Annotated in this window: 15 protein-coding genes; 3 read left to right on the top strand and 12 right to left on the bottom strand. The window is 43.1% G+C overall.

Annotated elements, in window-relative coordinates; genetic code table 11:
• The first annotated feature begins 23 nt into the window (after window positions 1-23).
• Window positions 24-1,088 (top strand): GntR family transcriptional regulator, encoded by a 1,065-nt coding sequence (locus tag V6668_RS16665; protein ID WP_017688249.1) that lies wholly within the window; start codon window positions 24-26, stop codon window positions 1,086-1,088.
• A gap of 187 nt (window positions 1,089-1,275) precedes the next feature.
• On the opposite strand, the gene V6668_RS16660 is transcribed toward V6668_RS16665, so the two are convergent.
• The 4 genes from V6668_RS16660 to V6668_RS16645 all read right to left on the bottom strand — a co-directional run bounded on the left by V6668_RS16660 (window position 1,276) and on the right by V6668_RS16645 (window position 5,421).
• On the bottom strand, window positions 1,276-2,112 hold the full coding sequence (locus V6668_RS16660) for a class I SAM-dependent methyltransferase (protein ID WP_047843251.1): 837 nt from the start codon (window positions 2,110-2,112) through the stop codon (window positions 1,276-1,278).
• 464 nt (window positions 2,113-2,576) lie between these two features.
• Window positions 2,577-2,663, bottom strand: a complete 87-nt coding sequence (locus V6668_RS16655; RefSeq protein ID WP_405144675.1) for a hypothetical protein — start codon at window positions 2,661-2,663, stop codon at window positions 2,577-2,579.
• Window positions 2,664-3,311: 648 nt separating this feature from the next.
• Window positions 3,312-4,307: a glycoside hydrolase family 43 protein gene (locus tag V6668_RS16650; RefSeq protein ID WP_036613892.1), complete on the bottom strand. Its 996-nt coding sequence runs from the start codon at window positions 4,305-4,307 to the stop codon at window positions 3,312-3,314.
• Between the two features lie 424 nt (window positions 4,308-4,731).
• Window positions 4,732-5,421, bottom strand: coding sequence for an SDR family NAD(P)-dependent oxidoreductase (locus V6668_RS16645; protein WP_338706170.1), 690 nt, complete (start codon window positions 5,419-5,421; stop codon window positions 4,732-4,734).
• A 157-nt stretch (window positions 5,422-5,578) separates the two neighbouring features.
• Here V6668_RS16645 and V6668_RS16640 point away from each other — a divergent pair, with 157 nt between their 5' ends.
• Complete coding sequence (locus V6668_RS16640) at window positions 5,579-6,163, top strand: TetR/AcrR family transcriptional regulator (protein WP_051447337.1); 585 nt, start codon at window positions 5,579-5,581, stop codon at window positions 6,161-6,163.
• 762 nt (window positions 6,164-6,925) lie between these two features.
• On the opposite strand, the gene V6668_RS16635 is transcribed toward V6668_RS16640, so the two are convergent.
• The gene (locus tag V6668_RS16635; RefSeq protein ID WP_036673651.1) at window positions 6,926-7,885 is read right to left on the bottom strand and encodes an NAD-dependent epimerase/dehydratase family protein; all 960 of its coding nucleotides are present in this window, start codon (window positions 7,883-7,885) and stop codon (window positions 6,926-6,928) included.
• 37 nt (window positions 7,886-7,922) lie between these two features.
• A complete protein-coding gene (locus V6668_RS16630) occupies window positions 7,923-9,113 on the bottom strand; it encodes a glycine C-acetyltransferase (RefSeq protein WP_036673649.1) in 1,191 nt (396 codons plus the stop codon).
• A 300-nt stretch (window positions 9,114-9,413) separates the two neighbouring features.
• On the opposite strand from V6668_RS16630, the gene V6668_RS16625 reads away from it, so the two are divergent.
• Window positions 9,414-9,614: a hypothetical protein gene (locus tag V6668_RS16625; protein ID WP_036673648.1), complete on the top strand. Its 201-nt coding sequence runs from the start codon at window positions 9,414-9,416 to the stop codon at window positions 9,612-9,614.
• A 661-nt stretch (window positions 9,615-10,275) separates the two neighbouring features.
• On the opposite strand, the gene V6668_RS16620 is transcribed toward V6668_RS16625, so the two are convergent.
• The 6 genes from V6668_RS16620 to V6668_RS16595 form a co-directional block, all read right to left on the bottom strand.
• On the bottom strand, window positions 10,276-11,046 hold the full coding sequence (locus V6668_RS16620; RefSeq protein WP_422395217.1) for an AAA family ATPase: 771 nt from the start codon (window positions 11,044-11,046) through the stop codon (window positions 10,276-10,278).
• A 174-nt stretch (window positions 11,047-11,220) separates the two neighbouring features.
• Entirely contained in the window at window positions 11,221-11,661 is a 441-nt protein-coding gene (locus tag V6668_RS16615) for a hypothetical protein (RefSeq protein ID WP_036673647.1), read from the bottom strand.
• A complete protein-coding gene (locus tag V6668_RS16610; RefSeq protein WP_036613900.1) occupies window positions 11,662-11,868 on the bottom strand; it encodes a helix-turn-helix transcriptional regulator in 207 nt (68 codons plus the stop codon).
• A 159-nt stretch (window positions 11,869-12,027) separates the two neighbouring features.
• A complete protein-coding gene (locus V6668_RS16605) occupies window positions 12,028-12,402 on the bottom strand; it encodes a DUF2750 domain-containing protein (protein WP_036673646.1) in 375 nt (124 codons plus the stop codon).
• Between the two features lie 202 nt (window positions 12,403-12,604).
• Window positions 12,605-14,653 (bottom strand): glycoside hydrolase family 16 protein, encoded by a 2,049-nt coding sequence (locus tag V6668_RS16600; RefSeq protein ID WP_036673645.1) that lies wholly within the window; start codon window positions 14,651-14,653, stop codon window positions 12,605-12,607.
• Window positions 14,654-14,806: 153 nt separating this feature from the next.
• Window positions 14,807-16,348 (bottom strand): response regulator, encoded by a 1,542-nt coding sequence (locus V6668_RS16595; protein WP_036673643.1) that lies wholly within the window; start codon window positions 16,346-16,348, stop codon window positions 14,807-14,809.
• Between the last annotated feature and the right edge of the window lie 2 nt (window positions 16,349-16,350).

The raw sequence follows: 16,350 nt of genomic DNA, 5'->3' as shown, positions 1-16,350 counted from the left end.
AGTTTATGGGGAGATGCTACTCTTTGAAAAAGCTGGCGCTCTACAAACAAATTCGAGAAAACATTATACAGAAAATTAAATCAGGGCAGCTTCGGCCAACGGACCGCATTCCTTCTGAACAAGAACTAATGGACGAATTCAGAGTAAGTAAAATAACCGTCAGGAACGCCCTAACCCTACTAGCTGACGAAGGATTAATTATACGCGTACAAGGCAAAGGCTCATTCGTCTCTTCTAGTCTTGTTGTTTCTAGCATCAATTTCTCGCCATCCCCAAGCAGCGCGTGCTCCATGCCGCTCATCGGCTTCATCATTCCGACGATGAGAACCCGTGTCATTCAGAAGCTCGTTGACTACACGGAACACTTCCTACAAGAAGCCTGCCTCAGCATGGTACTAAGCATCACGCGCGAGTCCTCCTCTATCGAATCAAACGTCATTCGTACACTAACGGAGCTCGGTGTGAAGGGGTTGATCGTTTTTCCAACAGAAGATGAGAAGTATAACGAATCATTACTGCGTCTGTCGCTCGATAAATTCCCGTGTGTGTTCATCGACCGCTATCTGCGCAACATTGAGACGTACACCATTACATCCGACAATTACGGCGGTGCGTATAAAGCTGTATCCCATTTGTTATCCAAGAGTCATCAGCAGATTGCGCTCATCTCACCTGAAAATGCCAATACAGCCGTCGAGGATCGCACGCTCGGCTTCGAGCAGGCGTACACAGATCAAGGCATCTCGATTGACAAGAGCTTGTGGTGTCACATCCCTCTCGACATTCTACGCAGCGAGCAAGCATTGGACTATGTAAGCAACTTCTTGCAGAACCACAGTGGAATTTCGGCAGCCTTTTCCTTGACTGAAGAAACAGCACGCCTTACATCCGCCGCTATCAGTCTTCTGAACGTTCACTCAAATATCGACTTGCTATCTTTTGATAATCCACATCTTTCAGGCGTAGCTTATGTGCAGCAGGATGAACAGGAAATGGCACGAACAGCCGTAAAGCTGTTACGTGAACAAATGGATGATATCTATTCTCCTAAGAACGCAGTTATTCCCGTGCAACTCATCTTCCCTTGACACGACAAACGTTGCAGCCTACACAATGATCTTGTCTTCAGCTTGGGACAAGACTTGGTTCCTAAAAACAAAAAAAGGCACCTCTGTGGAGAGATACCTTTACCTATATTATCCGCAAGACATGTTTCTGGCTGAGCAACGGATAAACATTGAATAATGCTGCAGATTTCAAACACCATAAATAAATTTAGTTGTCATTGTATACAGCCTCCCTTTTTCGCAGTACCACTACGATATCTGTCTGAGGTACAAATAAGTTATAATTCGTTACATGCACTTGTCTCGTTTCGGTTACTGATTCTATCTTTAATTCAGGAGGAAGACAGCGCTCTATGTGAGTAATTAATGTTTCTTTGGTAAATCTCCAAATTACACCATCAATCGAAGAGTTCGCCATATAACCACCGTCCGTTACAGAACCTGAGAGAGACTTGAGAACAACCGGGTCCGCAATAATGATAGATCCACCGTCACGTAACAGTCTGCAGCTCTCTATGAAGGCTTTTTTGTGATAGCGAATGTGATGAAAGCTTCTTGCAAACAAAATCATATCGCAGCTATGATCAGGTAAAGAAGTCGGTTTATCAATGAAAGCATGGATATAAGAATTAAACCTTCCCCACTTCTTTCCAAGTTTTAGAGCATTTATATTCGGATCCATGTTAAGAAAACGAACATCCTTCTGCTTGCGAAGATACTTGTTCAATAAACCTGTACCACAGCCCACCTGAAGAACATCGCCCTTTAAAGGGGGTAAAACTTTGTAAACATTACGAGGAATAGGAAAATTTTGAACGTACATGGCCAATTCGTAGAAAATCGGATAACGCTCTTGCAATCGAACCAATTTACTGGTGTAGAAAGGATTCCGCTTTTTGTGACGTTTAAAGTCCCATTTGTTCAAATAGTAGACAGGGGTTAACAGCAAGAACAGAATAATAAAGACACTTTGGACGCTATAAATTCCAAGTTTACTAAAACGATCATTGGAATTATGAGACATCATTTGTTTAGAAGTATTCAAAATGATCACTCCCCTCTCACAACGCTATAAATGGTGTAGAACCTCTTTAACATAATAAACGAGTATTTTTTGACTCCTTCACCCCCGTCCATTTGAAGCTGACAAAAGAAGAGCCGTTTACGATGATGCATCACATGTGTTTCAACCACTGGATTTGAAAGAACAGGTTCCGTTATATATTATGAACTGTCTGTATAAGCCGTTTTTGGAGAAATCATTTTTTCGTGGAGGCCTCAATTGGACAATGTTTGTCGAGCGGCGTAACGAATTTCGCAACGTATTCTAACAAATGTTACATCAACAGGAGGCTGATGCTACGCCTTAATTAGCTGCTGCTCAATATCAATCATAGTCGTCTTGGTTTGGAATGGTACAATGTTCTTATCCCTCGTCTGAGCATCGAAAAAGCCGCCCACAGGCGACCTTTTGAGCAAGAATACGATTTTCAATTTGAAGTATGATCATCAGGACGATGGATCATATAGGTATGCAACATGTTCTTCGATCCAATCAATTTGCCTGAATCCATAGCCGGCCATCGTTTGCTGCACATCCAGCACCTCTAATTCCGGTGCCTACCAAGGCGTTTTTTTCGTTTCCATCGGTCGTCCCCTCTTTCTGCAAAAACTGGAACCAAGATGCGAGCACCCTTACATAACTTGTGCGATACAAACTTTTAAGATACGATATGTATCTTTGTGAAAATTATAAGACACAATACGTATCTAAGTAAACAACTATTTCATCCCTTTCTATGGGTTAAGTATTTCCCTGTAGCGCTACTGACCCAAGTTAAAGCCCACTCTCCTCTAGATAGCTTTTTTATTTTGATACTCATCTAATCGTTAATCGGACTATTTTCTTGTCCCTCGACAGGAAAAGAAGTTCCCTACTAAAACTCGTCGACACGCGCTTCACGCACTCAACTGGATAAAGCCATTAGGATATATGTGTGTCAACAAAATTCTAATTAAACATAAAGCCTTCTCTCCGAAGGAAAGAAGGCTTTATGTTTAATTAAGATAAATTTATTAATTCAATCAGTATACTGCTGAAGTATTCTTTGTTCAGCAGAGATTTTCTCCAAGTTTGAGTGAAACAACTGATCCTCCTCCTATCAAAAAAGCAGCCCCGTCAGGAGCTGCCTCATGTATTATGCCTTATATTGTAATCTTATCTGTTTCCGCTAACCAGCTAACTTACTCCGCACCCGGATAAGGATTGATCTTCTGGATCGTTCCATCTTCGTTGTAGTTCAGCTCCGAATATTTAACGCAGCGCTTGTGGTTGACGCCTTCCGACAGGGAGCTGTCGTGATAGAACAGATACCACTTGTCTTCAACTTGCACAATGGAGTGATGGGTTGTCCAGCCGATAACCGGAGAGAGAATCTCGCCCTTGAACGTGAATGGTCCCATCGGGTTCTTGCCGATCGCATATACGAGCTTATGCGTGGTTCCTGTAGAGTAGGACAGGTAGTAATAGCCGTTATATTTATGCACCCATGGGCCTTCAAAATATCTCCGTTCCTCATCCCCAGCCAGAATCGGATTCCCGTCTTCATCGACAATCGATATCTCGGCAGGCTTGCCTTGGAAGGACAGCATGTCGTCGCTAAGCAGTGCAACTTGCGGTCCAAGCGCCGGCTGGTCAGGAGCAGGTCCTTCTGCATCTGGCACGAAGCTGCCAGTCTGCCATTTCTCCAACTGGCCACCCCAGAGTCCGCCGAAATAGATGTATGACTGATTGTCGTCATCCACCAGTACGGCCGGATCGATACTGAAGCTGCCTTCCATATAATTCGGTTGCGGCATGAATGGGCCTGCCGGAGACTCTGATGTTGCCACACCCAGACGGAAGATGTCGTCATGATCCCGTGCCGGGAAAAACAGGTAATAGGTATTGTTCTTATAAGCGGCATCCGGTGCCCAGAGCTGCTTGGAGGCCCACGGAATATCTCTCAGATGCAACGCTTCGCCGTGATCAACCACCGGGGAATCGAAGTTGTTCATCGAGAGGACATGATAGTCTTCCATTTTATACTGGTCGCCGTTATCGTTGCTCGGCTCGTCATGATCGAGGTCATGGGAAGGATAGATGTAGATTTTGCCCTCGTAGACATGGGCGGACGGGTCAGCAGTGAAGATGTGGGTTACGAGCGGTTGGTGGGGCTTAGGTAGTTGTTGTTGATTCATAAGGCATCTCCTTTGGTATTGGAATAATAAAATACTTCATGTACGGGATTACGGTAATTCATTGATTGCACCCTCAGAATTAAAAGCAAGCGTTTACAACCTCTAATGTTATTGTATAAGCCCCGCTTATTCTTTCCTAGTACACATAATAAAGATCTTCCCCCGAAAAAATGTACAATTCCCGCCCATCTCATAATTCTTATATTCTACAATGAAGTGATGTTTTTTGCGTTGTCTTGTCATCGGTACAATTTCTTGTCTTTGGCTCGGGACAAGAAATTGTACCGAAAAACAAAAAAGCCGCTAAATTAGCGGCTTCTTCATCTCTTTCAAGCGTTTCTTAGCACAAAATATATGCCTAGTTCTCAAGCTCATCTACTTGGTTACAACTGTATGTTATGACCTGCTGAAATCATCACCAATGTTAAAACAGAATGGTATCGGGGGTAACCCCCTCAGGATACTCTTCTTCCCATACGTTTTTCTCTACATAGGCCTGGTACCACATCTCTGCAATTACATCCGGATCATTAATTGCGCCGGTACCTGACTCCTTGATCAATAAACCTAATGAGCGGTGGCCCACAAAAATCCCTTGAGCAGACAATGAAGTATGAAGATTAGCAACATAATTGCGTAACCCTGCAAGAGCAATACCGATATTCCCCATCATGGACACAGGGTACATGGCGGATAATCCTGAGGTAAAGAGCAAGGCTCCCTCTTTCCTAGCGAGCATATCAGGGAGAACAGCATTGACGACATGGATGGCACTAACCACATTCGCCTCAAATGCATCCCTGGCGTTCTCCGCCGTTAACTCCAATACAGAAGTGGGAGGATAATTGCCTGCTGTTGGACTGAATTCCAACACATCAATCTGACCATACTTTTCTTTCATGTTGGTCATAGCCTGTTCAATCTGTTCCTTGTTAAAAATATCTGCTACGAAATAAGATGCCTCGATACCATCCGCTTTCAGTTCATCCACCATATCTTGCAGTTTTGCAGCATTTCTTGCAACTAATGCCACTTGGAAGCCGCGCTTGCCAAAGCTCTTCGCAATAGATAATCCTAATCCCTTACCTGCACCAACAATCGCCAGTGTTTTCATTTATGATTCTCCTTTTATGAATGAGTTAGTGAGTTCAATTGACAGTTGTAATTGTAAAACGTACAATTAAAAGACTCAATGGTCGATATAATTCAATATGTTAAATAAACATCACTTTTGATAAATTTGACTATTATTTATGGAGGGGAAGCACGAATTGGGTAAAGATAAAGTCGATCTGCGCATTCTCAAAACGCGGAAAGCCATTAAAGAAGCGTTTCTGAGATTAGTACAAACCAAAGGCTATGAACGAATTACTGTGCAGGACATTGCCAAAGAAGCGATGATAAATCGCAACACATTTTATTTGCACTATGTAGATAAACCTCAATTCATGGAGAAGTTATTTCAGGAAAACGTGGAGAGTTTAAATGCTTGCTTAAGCCTGGAAGTGAGTTCAATTCATGAGATGGATAAAGATATGTTTGCTACCATGTTAAAAACGATTTTCGACGATATTGAAGCCAATATGATATTTTTTAAGACAATGATCACTCAAAATATTTATCCAAACTTCTCCGTATACTTGAAAGAGGCTTTTAAAACGATCATTTTTTCGGGAATCGGCGATCATCGCCACGATGAGAAGATAAAAATTGGCATCGAATACATGATATCTGGATTGGTAGGAGTAATTTGTCTCTGGATAGTTGAACCGGAGAACTACAGGGTAGATAACTTTATCGAGCAACTGAGTGAAATTCACTATTCTAACATGGTTGACTTGCTGAAGGATACTTGATAATAAACTAGTATGATCTGAACAGAAAGGCTATTCTTGCCGAATCTGATCTGGCTCGACTCCCTGCTTAGATCTGTCAGAACTAGGCAGGCATAGAATAATGTTTGCAGTCAGATACGAAGATAACGGTACTGTCCTAACTCCGGCGTTCTCAACGCTTCCAAGTACCATGAGCCTGTCATGAATCCACATGACAAAAGCTACGTGGCTATAATGCGAGTCCGATATACTTTGAATCAACTTGCTTAATGGGTAATTTCCACCACTACAAAGCAGAATATCCCCCGTTAAGTATAAATCCTCATACATCTTCATATTTGGACACGAACATTTGAATTACTACCTCTGCCAAGAAGCCACAATTCGTGTTCCTAAGCATGAGCGTGAGATACCAAGAGCAATCTACGAAACCGACATCGACGAGTTCGTAAGCACATATACGCGTCCCGATGGTTGGCGCAGATTGATTGGTCTTTACCGGAAAAACGTTATTTCTAATAAAAAAATCGTTATTTACGCGAATTCTTAAATTCATGTGCTTTTTTCTTGCCACATGATCTTCATCATGATGCTATTTAGATAGATACCTAATCCGAAATGACACAATGTTCTTGTCCTTAAAACAAAAAAAGCCGCTGTAATAGCGACTTTAATGGAACAATGTTCTTGTCCCTCGACAATTTCGTTCTGTTTTTGTTTTTATAAGTTCCCCTTTCTTGCTTTTTTTAGCGATGTCACTCTTCGATCGAATTCATAATAACTTTAAGCCTTGCGAAGCATTTGTCTCTCGCTTAGATGTGAAAGCATATCCTTCGTCATGGCCTTCAGGTCGTAGCGAGCATGAAATCCCCATTCTGTTTTCGCTGCCGTCGCATCAATGGAATGCGGCCAGCTATCGGCAATCGCCTGTCTCTTCGGATCAACGTCATAATCGAGGATAAAGCCGGGAAGCTCATCCCGAATCGCTGCAGCGATCGCCTCCGGATCCACGCTCATTGCGGTGACATTAAATGAATTTCGGTGCATCAACCGGGAAGAATCCGCTTCCATCAAATCGATGATAGCGTTCAGGGCATCCGGCATATACATCATGTCCATGTTTGAGTCCTTGGCGATATAAGATGTATACCGGCCAGCCGTCACGGCTGCGTAATAAATTTCCACGGCGTAATCCGTCGTTCCTCCGCCGGGAGGCGTCATATAAGATATCAAACCCGGGAATCGCAGCCCCCTAGTATCCAGGCCGTATTTGTGAAAATAATAATCACAAAGCAGTTCGCCGGACACTTTGTTCACGCCGTACATCGTATTGGGCCTCTGGATCGTATCCTGAGGGGTATTGTCTTTCGGAGTCAAAGGACCAAAAGATCCAATGGAGCTTGGAGTGAAAAATTGGCAGCTGAGCTCCCTGGATATTTCAAGTGCATTCATCAATCCGCCCATATTCAAATTCCAGGCAAGCAGCGGTTTCTCCTCTGCGGTAGCCGACAGCAGTGCAGCCAAATGGATGAAGGTATCAACTTCGTACCGCTTGGCGATTTCGAACATCGCCTTATCATTCGTCACGTCCAGCAGCTCGAATGGCCCCGATCGGGTAATTTCGTGGGCTGATGACCTGAGATCCGTAGCAACGACGTGATCCGCACCATAAATTTCACGTAATTTAACAACTAACTCAGAACCGATTTGACCCAGTGCTCCGGTCACCAAAATCTTGTTCATAAGACATTCCTCCCGAAATGTACTCCCGCGAATGCAGCTAAATCAGCTTCATTTCCTTGCCAACTTTCTCATAAACGGAGATCACCTGGTCGAGCATCTCCTTGGTATGGGCAGCTGTCGGCATGTTGCGTATTCTTCCGGTTCCTTTCGGAACCGTCGGAAACAGGATTGCCTTGGCGTAAACACCTTCTTCATAAAGCCGTTTGCTGAACTGTTGGGTGGTTACTTCATCGCCAATGATACAAGGTGTGATCGGCGTTTCGCTTTGGCCTACATCATATCCAAGCCGGCTCAAGCCATTTTTCAAATCATTGCCGTTCTCCCACAGCTTCTCGATCAGCTCTTTGTCATTCATCAAAATGTCGACAGAAGCGCTGCAAGAAGCGATTGCAGCCGGAGGTAGCGATGTCGAGAACAGAAACGGACGGCTTCTCAGCTTCAACCATTCGATCAGTTGTTTTTTACCCGCCACATAACCGCCGACAACGCCAATCGCCTTGGAAAGAGTACCAATTTGAAAGTCAATGCGGTCGGACAATCCAAAATGCTTCACGGTTCCCGCACCTGCTCCGAGAACGCCCGAACCGTGGGCATCATCCACATAAGTAATCAGATCGAATTCTTCTGCTATTTTCACGATTTCAGGCAGCTTTGCTATATCACCATCCATGGAGAAAACCCCGTCGGTGATGACCATAATTTTATGGTATTGACCAGATTCCTTGGCATCTTTCGCCTGTTGTCTTAAATCATTCATATCCGAATGCTTAAAGCGAATCACCTTGGCTCTCGACAGGCGGCAGCCATCAATAATCGAAGCGTGGTTCAGCTCATCTGATAAAATCGCATCATGCTGGTCCATTACCGCGGATATAGCAGCCATATTGCAGTTAAATCCCGATTGATACACGATAACGGCTTCCGTTTTTTTGAAACGGGCCAGTTTTTCTTCAAGCTCAATATGAAGATCCATCGTACCATTAATTGTTCTCACAGCCCCTGCGCCTGCCCCGTATGTCTGCGACGCCTTAACTGAAGCATCAATCAGGCGGTGATCTGTTGCCAGTCCCAAATAGTTATTGGAAGACAAATTGATTAAGGACTTTCCGTCGATACGAATAACAGGACCATTTGCACCCTGCAGCGTATCGATGACGTTATATAGACCTTTAGTCTTTAGATCTTCGATGTTCGAACTTAAAAATTGGTCCAATGCTTGACTTGACATTCCATTCCCTCCTCGATATACGAATGTCCTCGTACAGGAGACACAGTATTCTTCGAAAAAACCCTGTTATAAAAGGAAATAAACTAAATTCAATGTATCATCATTTTTATTTTTTGTACACATGTGGCGGACAAAAAAATAAAAAAATCCGCAAAAAAACATAGCGATTGCTTCCCCATTCTCGGAAGCAATCGCTACTAAATCTTTGCTATACTTTTTGTTACATTCTATACTAATTCATCATGTATTAAACTATTATTATGCAATGAGAAACTCTATTTCAACCTGTGAGGTGATTTGATGAACAAGATTTTAGCGATCTCGATTTTGGGAATGGGTTTAACAGGTGCTGTTTTAATCATCTCAATTGCTCTGTTGTTTAACCCCCCAATAGGAAGTGTGTTGAAGATGGTTACTGTTGCTTCAACATTATCTTTTATTATATTTGCTGTTTCGGCTTTGATATTTCGTCGGCGATTAGATGATGAAAATAGTGAGTAGTATATTTATACTTCCTCGATTTAGGACGAATGCTTCGCAGTTGCAATCCTAACAATGTTTCTGCTTATCTTCAGAAAATAATGAAACATGCATCCCCCCCTACAAGCACCCATGCTAGAAAATAGAATCTTCTGTTTTAAAATATATAGAAGCAGCGGATTTATATCCTTATTTTTCCATAACAGTCCAATATAGTTGTACCGTTCTTCCTGTTCGATCCGTTGTTTCTCTGTGTAGAGCGTTTGAATGGTTCTACAAAATCACTTCTACTAAGCCTACAGCATGTAAGATACTCAGCATCACCAAAATTACCGATCGGACTGTGAAAAATAAAAACATCACTTTGCCGGGCAACACCTACTGTTTTCCCTTTATATCCAGGTATGTGATCGCTGACCTGCACTTGGGGCGTCCTAGTCTACGGAGGAGCCCTTTTTCGTGATTTAAATACTCCTACGTAAACATATACAAAAAAGGATCGTTAGCATTTCTGCAACGATCCCTGTCGTCAGTCCGCTAGTTGAAATCAGCAGATGATCAATTTGATGCCTTATTAAGTTTGATTAAGCTAACGTTTCCCGTTAGCTTAATCTCGACAATAGATCGCTTTCTTTGTAACGATCTCTCTTAAGCTTTTAGATTCTATAGGATAGCAGTGGATTTAATCTTGAGTTTCTTCGAATAACTCTCTGAGCATCCTATCCTTGTTATTCACAAACTCTTTCATAATCATATAATGGTCGGTTTCTTCCAATACTTGGACTTCGACACCATCTGGCTTTAGATTGTAAATAATCGAATCTGGATATGCCATAAGGATTGGGGAGTGGGTCGCAATTATAAATTGAGAGTTTTGCAAAACAAGTTCATGGATTCGTGTCAGCATCGCCATTTGGCGAAGGGGAGACAATGCAGCCTCAGGCTCATCCAGTATATATAATCCCTTCTCCCCGAACCGATGAATGAAAGTGGAAAAGAACGACTCTCCGTGCGATTGCTCATGCAAGGACTTCCCACCGTAAGATTCTATAATAGGGCGAGCGAATGATGGTTGGCTGTCCAACTCATCGATCGTCGTGGCTAAATTATAATAACTCTCTGCCCGGAAGAAGAAGCCATCCTTCGGGCGTCGCGGACCTCTGATCAATTGTATATATTCATATAAGCTCGAGTGAGTAGCCTGGGTTGAAAAGGAAAAGTTGATCGTCCCACCCTCCGGGTTAAATCCCCATGCGACAGCAATGGACTCCATCAGTGTTGATTTGCCCATCCCATTTTCACCTACGATATAGGTTACCTTGGGGTGAAAATCAAGAGTATTTAGGTTTCGAATGACCGCCAAATCAAAGGGGTAACGATTATAGGTGGGTACTTGTTGCCGCTTAAGCTGAATTTGTCGTAAATAGGGATGCTGTATATTAATATAGTTCACTCCCTTTTAAAACTTTGATCGTTATGCTTACCTTTTTTTGGAAAACACTGACTGATGTTTGTCTCAAGCTTTAGTTTACTCCATCAAACAAATAATACCATATACCGAAAATAACCTGTCCGTAAATCGATATCCGGTAAACATTCACCTCTCTCCACTGCTTTGATCTAAACCTTAAATTTCTCTCGCATAATACATCCACAGTGCAAAAAATACGATTAAAACAAATAATAAGCAAGTTAGTAAGGTATAGAATATCAAGGGATTAAAGAAACCGGCGATCACGGAGGCAATGCCCATACCAATGAGAATGATTGCTGTGCTGAGTGTGCCGGCTCTCTGGAGTATCATTACACTCCGCTCGTCATTCTCCTCAATATACTGCTTCTTCAGCTCGGCTTCATTATTACTGGCTTTTATATACCTGACGAGGAAAAAAGCGACGGCCACTTCAACCCCGATAAAAGCTCCTGTGTGAAATCCCTTTATAAAACTAGGTAAATCGGGTAGTCCACCTCGGTAAAATATAAGTCCTACATAGATCAATAGGGTAGCAGTCGCTACCAGTGACAGTACGTTTTTGCGAGTTTTTACTTTAATCTTGTACTTGTCCATTTACATTTCCTCCACTTCGCTGAAATCAAAAACATCTTCAATGGCGAGTCCAAAAAAGTTGGCAATTTTGTAAGCAAGAATAAGGGAAGCCGTGTATTTTCCCCTTTCAAGAGAGGTAATGGTTTGCCGGGTAACACCAACAATTCGTCCCAGCTCTTCCTGTGACAGCTTATGCTGCTTACGCAGTTCTGCAATTCTTGTCTTCAAGTGATCACGTCCTTGCAATGTTTACTTTGCATTTTTAGCATAGTTCACTTTGCATTATGTGTCAAGTACACTTTGCATTATTACTTGCATCTGAATGTAAAACAAGCCAAGCCTGTAAAAGGAGGGCTTGGCTCGTGGGAATGGCCACTAACAATCCTGTTAGTATTTTTCAAGTTCTGTCTTTAAATCCTCAATTAGTATATCGACTTCTAATACAGCAGAATCAGCATTATTTAAGAATATTGAAGGTTTAAAACCCTCTTTTTTTAAATTGGGTAGAAAATCGTCTATGAACTTGTACAAATCCATACTTTTACTTGAGTAAATTTCCCAACCATCAGTTGCACAGTATTCCGCGAATTCTTTCTTAGGCCAAAATGGAAGTAATTTATTACCTTTATCATCTTCAGTAACTGACCAACCATTCTCATAAAGCCCCCACACTTCTTCTGAATCCACTACTTTTTTGATGAAGTATTCATAACGAATATTTGCAGGGAGATTGATGACTGATTCAAATTCTTTCTGATTCATATTTCCTCCTAATGATGTTGTCCTTCGACAAGAGTTGCAGCCGATGAACTACATTATCAAGTCTAAAATTAAACGACCGATTCCCAGGTAGAAATATTGGGAATCGGTCGTAAGCCAATTATAGAGTATGAGATTTCAGGATCTCCGGTTTGCCCAGCATCTGTTCCATCTGATCTTCATTCGCTCTATCCGAAATCGCAAATTACTGTTCTTTATACACGCGTACATAATCTACCTGCATAGTCGCCGGAATATCGGAGGCGTTCGGGGTACGGCCGCCGTCAAAGTTTCCGCCGACTGCCAAGTTCATAATGAGGTAGAACGGCTCATCAAAAGGTGCATTCGGATTATTCGGTGCAGCTGCGGAATACCACTGCTCGTTAGTGACTTTATAGTAAAACTTGCCGTCTACATACCATTTAATATTGTCCTCTTCCCATACTACTGAGTATACATGATAATCATTGGCAAAAGTTTGCCCCGCCGGGAAGTGATAATCGCCGCCCGAATACTGGTTCCCGGGCCATTGTCCACCAAAGTGTATGGTACCGCTTACTGATCCAGGCAGACGGCCTCTCGCTTCCATAACATCAATTTCACCTGATGCAGCCCAAGTGCCGTATGCTGAATCTTTTGGAAGCATCCACAGTGCTGGCCATACCCCATCACCTGTAGGAAGCTTGGCACGAAAATCTACTCTGCCGTACTTCAAGGACAGTTTATCCTTGGTGTTAATCTTTCCCGAAGAATACTGTGCATACCGATTCGGGTCTTGTGGGAAAGATTTGCTGTCGTTCATGGCTTTGATATTCAGATTCCCGTCCTGTACATATACATTTTGGGTGCTGTTTGTGTAGTGCTGCAGTTCTGCATTTCCCCATCCCCAAGTACCGGGATCGTTATTGAGATAATATCCTGTTTCATAGTTCCATTTACTTGTATCCAGCGTAGTTCCGTTGAATTCATCCTGCCAAATGAGGTTCATGCCCGCGATTGCCGGGTCGGTTGGCGTTCCGATTGAGATATCCTCTTGATCGGATACATCCGGACGCGGAGCATTTGGATTGCCGATGAAAGTATAGTTGACGAAGTTGTTGCCAATATTTCCACCCGCCTGTCCGTTCAGCGGATATCCGATACGGATCTGCATATTTTCTTGGATTGGCTGGAACCAAAGACCATAGATATAATCGGCCCAGTAACCCCACTGGTTGGCATCGGACATATTGTTATACCCATTACCGGAGTATGCAAATTTGCTCTGGCTGGAGTTACTCAAATCAACCCATTGCCCATTCATGTTAATTTGGTATACAAAATTGCCCAGTTCCTTGGCGATTGGCGCCCCTCCATCAATTTTGGGAAGCGGAACCCCAATGGAACCATTCGCATCTGCTGTGAAGGTTGTTCCTTCGTATGGCGTAATGACATATGAATTTCTTGTAGGTTCATTAAACGTAATGGTATAAACAAGATTAGTCGAAGAAGTCTTTGATTCCAATTTGACATTGATCGACTCCGTTACGTTAAACCAGTACCCACCGCCGCCATCCGTGAATTGGCCAAAATTGTGATCGTAGATCCAGCCGCTGGCTGCATTATTGTCAATATCAATCCAGGTGCTACTGTTTACAGGTTTGACATACACCTTCAAATCATCCGCAACAGCTTCATAAGTGACCGCAGGATTATTGTTGAACGTTGGATATGTAAAGCCTGCACCGCCTGTGAAACTTGCTGTGATTTGTGGACCTTGTGTCGGATTCATCGCTGTGATGGTTGTTTTGTTGATGTTTTGGAATACAAGTTGATACTCCAGCTTAACACCATTCGCTTTGGAGTATAGCTGAATCTCGGTTGTTGCGGAGAGGGTGAACCAATAACCATTGAAGCCGCCATCGCTCCAGTGCCCCCAGTTTTGGTTATAGATATAACCGCCTGCCTGGTCGATATCAACCCAGTTGTTGCCCACTTTTACATTAACGCCCACATCACTGTGAACATCATTCCATGTCGCGGAGCCTCCATTGAACTTAGGCATAACAAATCCGTAGCTGGCCTTGCCAACCCCTGATTTTGAAATAACAGGCCCGTCTGCTGATGAGAAGTACTCCATTGAGGTTACGGTAGTTCCCGCTGCCTGAACCTTTGAAGCTGGCAGTATGCCAATACTAGCCAGCATCACAACCACAAGGAACATACCGAGTCCCTTTTTCATAAACCGTTTCGCCGTAAAGTGAGATGGTTTCATAATTGCCCTCCTTTAATAGAATAATAGCTTTTCCCAATACATGTGCATTAAGGAAATTGCTTACATAGGGGAATATCTTTATTCTATCGAATAGGTTAATTCGCTGAAAAGGTACAATTGTTTTTGTGGTATCCCATTTTTTTGGCTTTTGATTCAATCTGCCTTCTGCCGCATCATCTGTCGGTACTCTGTGGGTTGGATCTGCATCACAAGTCGGAACGCGCGTGTAAAGCTTTTGTAGCTTTCATATCCAACCATAGCAGCCACCTCAACAATTTTATGATCGGTTTCGGCGAGAAGCCGCCGCGCTTTATCCAGACGCACATCTCGTAGGTATTCAGCAAAACCTTTACCAATATTCTTCTTAAACAGATTTGAAAAATAGGCATAATTAAGCGATACATGATTGGATACCATCGCGAGGTCCAGCGGTTTGTGGTAACTCTCGTGTATAAAACGAATGGCTTCATTTAGATCCTGCGAATGGCGATAGTTGCACTTATAGTCATAATATAACTGATTCAACCGAAGCAGCTGCTGTTGCAGTGCTTGTATATACTCACGCATCCCTTGATAATCAAAGAGATTACGCAATGATTCAAGGTCCAGCACTTCTTCCCCCATATAAGGGTGGATAACTCGTTCGTATTCCTCCATCATCTGAACAGTGGCGGCGCAGAGCTGTTGGGTATAGCGAATAGGATAGCGTTGCAGCACCTTTTTGTGAAATATTGCAGAAATACCCTGAGTAATTGTTCCGCTGTTATCTGTTCCAATCGACTGGAACAATTCGTATAAGTCTTCATAGGGAAGTTGCCACTGCTGTTCCATATGCTCAATATGTGCTGGGAAGATACTATACTGATCAGGAAACAGGTAACTGTGGCGATAGAGCTCAAGCACTTGGGTATAGCTGTCGGGTAGTTCTTTTAACCCCTGAATCGGGTTAGTCATGGCCGTTATGGCATTGATCTTTCCTTCCTTGAGCGCTGCAGGCAAAACACTTGGATCTATGGACGCATCCACCGCAAGGATCAGGTATGGGCGATGTTGCAGGCAAATACAACTTTGTCTGCCAAACACACGATAAGCAATGGCTTCCATGCTATGGGCGCTGCTGGCTCCGGGCTGGTTCATGCAAACTTCTTCCCGCAGCAGGGCTAGGCGATAATTACGCCATAACGCATCATTTTGTTCCTCAATCTGAAGGATCCATGCGTCATCACTTAACGCACCTTGCATAAACATTCTTAATTCTTTACGATCGGTCTCTTGGGCGAGGCGGGATACACGCTGCATATTATGCGTAAGTGCCTGCCGTGTCTGGATCTCTTGCCATACATGCTCCAGGGAATGTTGCAGATCCTCTCGCTTCAAAGGTTTGAGCAAGTAACCCTTTGCACCAAGCCCGATCGCTTTTTGGGCATATGTAAAATCACTATAACCGCTGATAATGAGGTATTCCACATCCAGGTATTCCTCTTTGGTTTGAGCCATGAGCGTCAACCCATCCATATCCGGCATCATAATATCGGTAATCACGATGTGAATGCAATGCTGCCGCAATAGGGACAGCGCCTCAATCCCGCTCACGGCACAGTATATGTTGTTCAGCTCCAGAGGAAATTGATGCAGCATGGCCTGCAGGCCGTCACGAATGTGTTTTTGATCGTCCACAATCAGGATATTAATCATGC

Origin of the sequence: Paenibacillus amylolyticus (genome assembly GCF_036894225.1) — a bacterium.
GTDB lineage: Bacteria > Bacillota > Bacilli > Paenibacillales > Paenibacillaceae > Paenibacillus > Paenibacillus amylolyticus.
The sequence above is the reverse complement of the archived record's forward strand: the minus strand, read 5'-3'. Positions and strand labels throughout refer to the sequence as shown.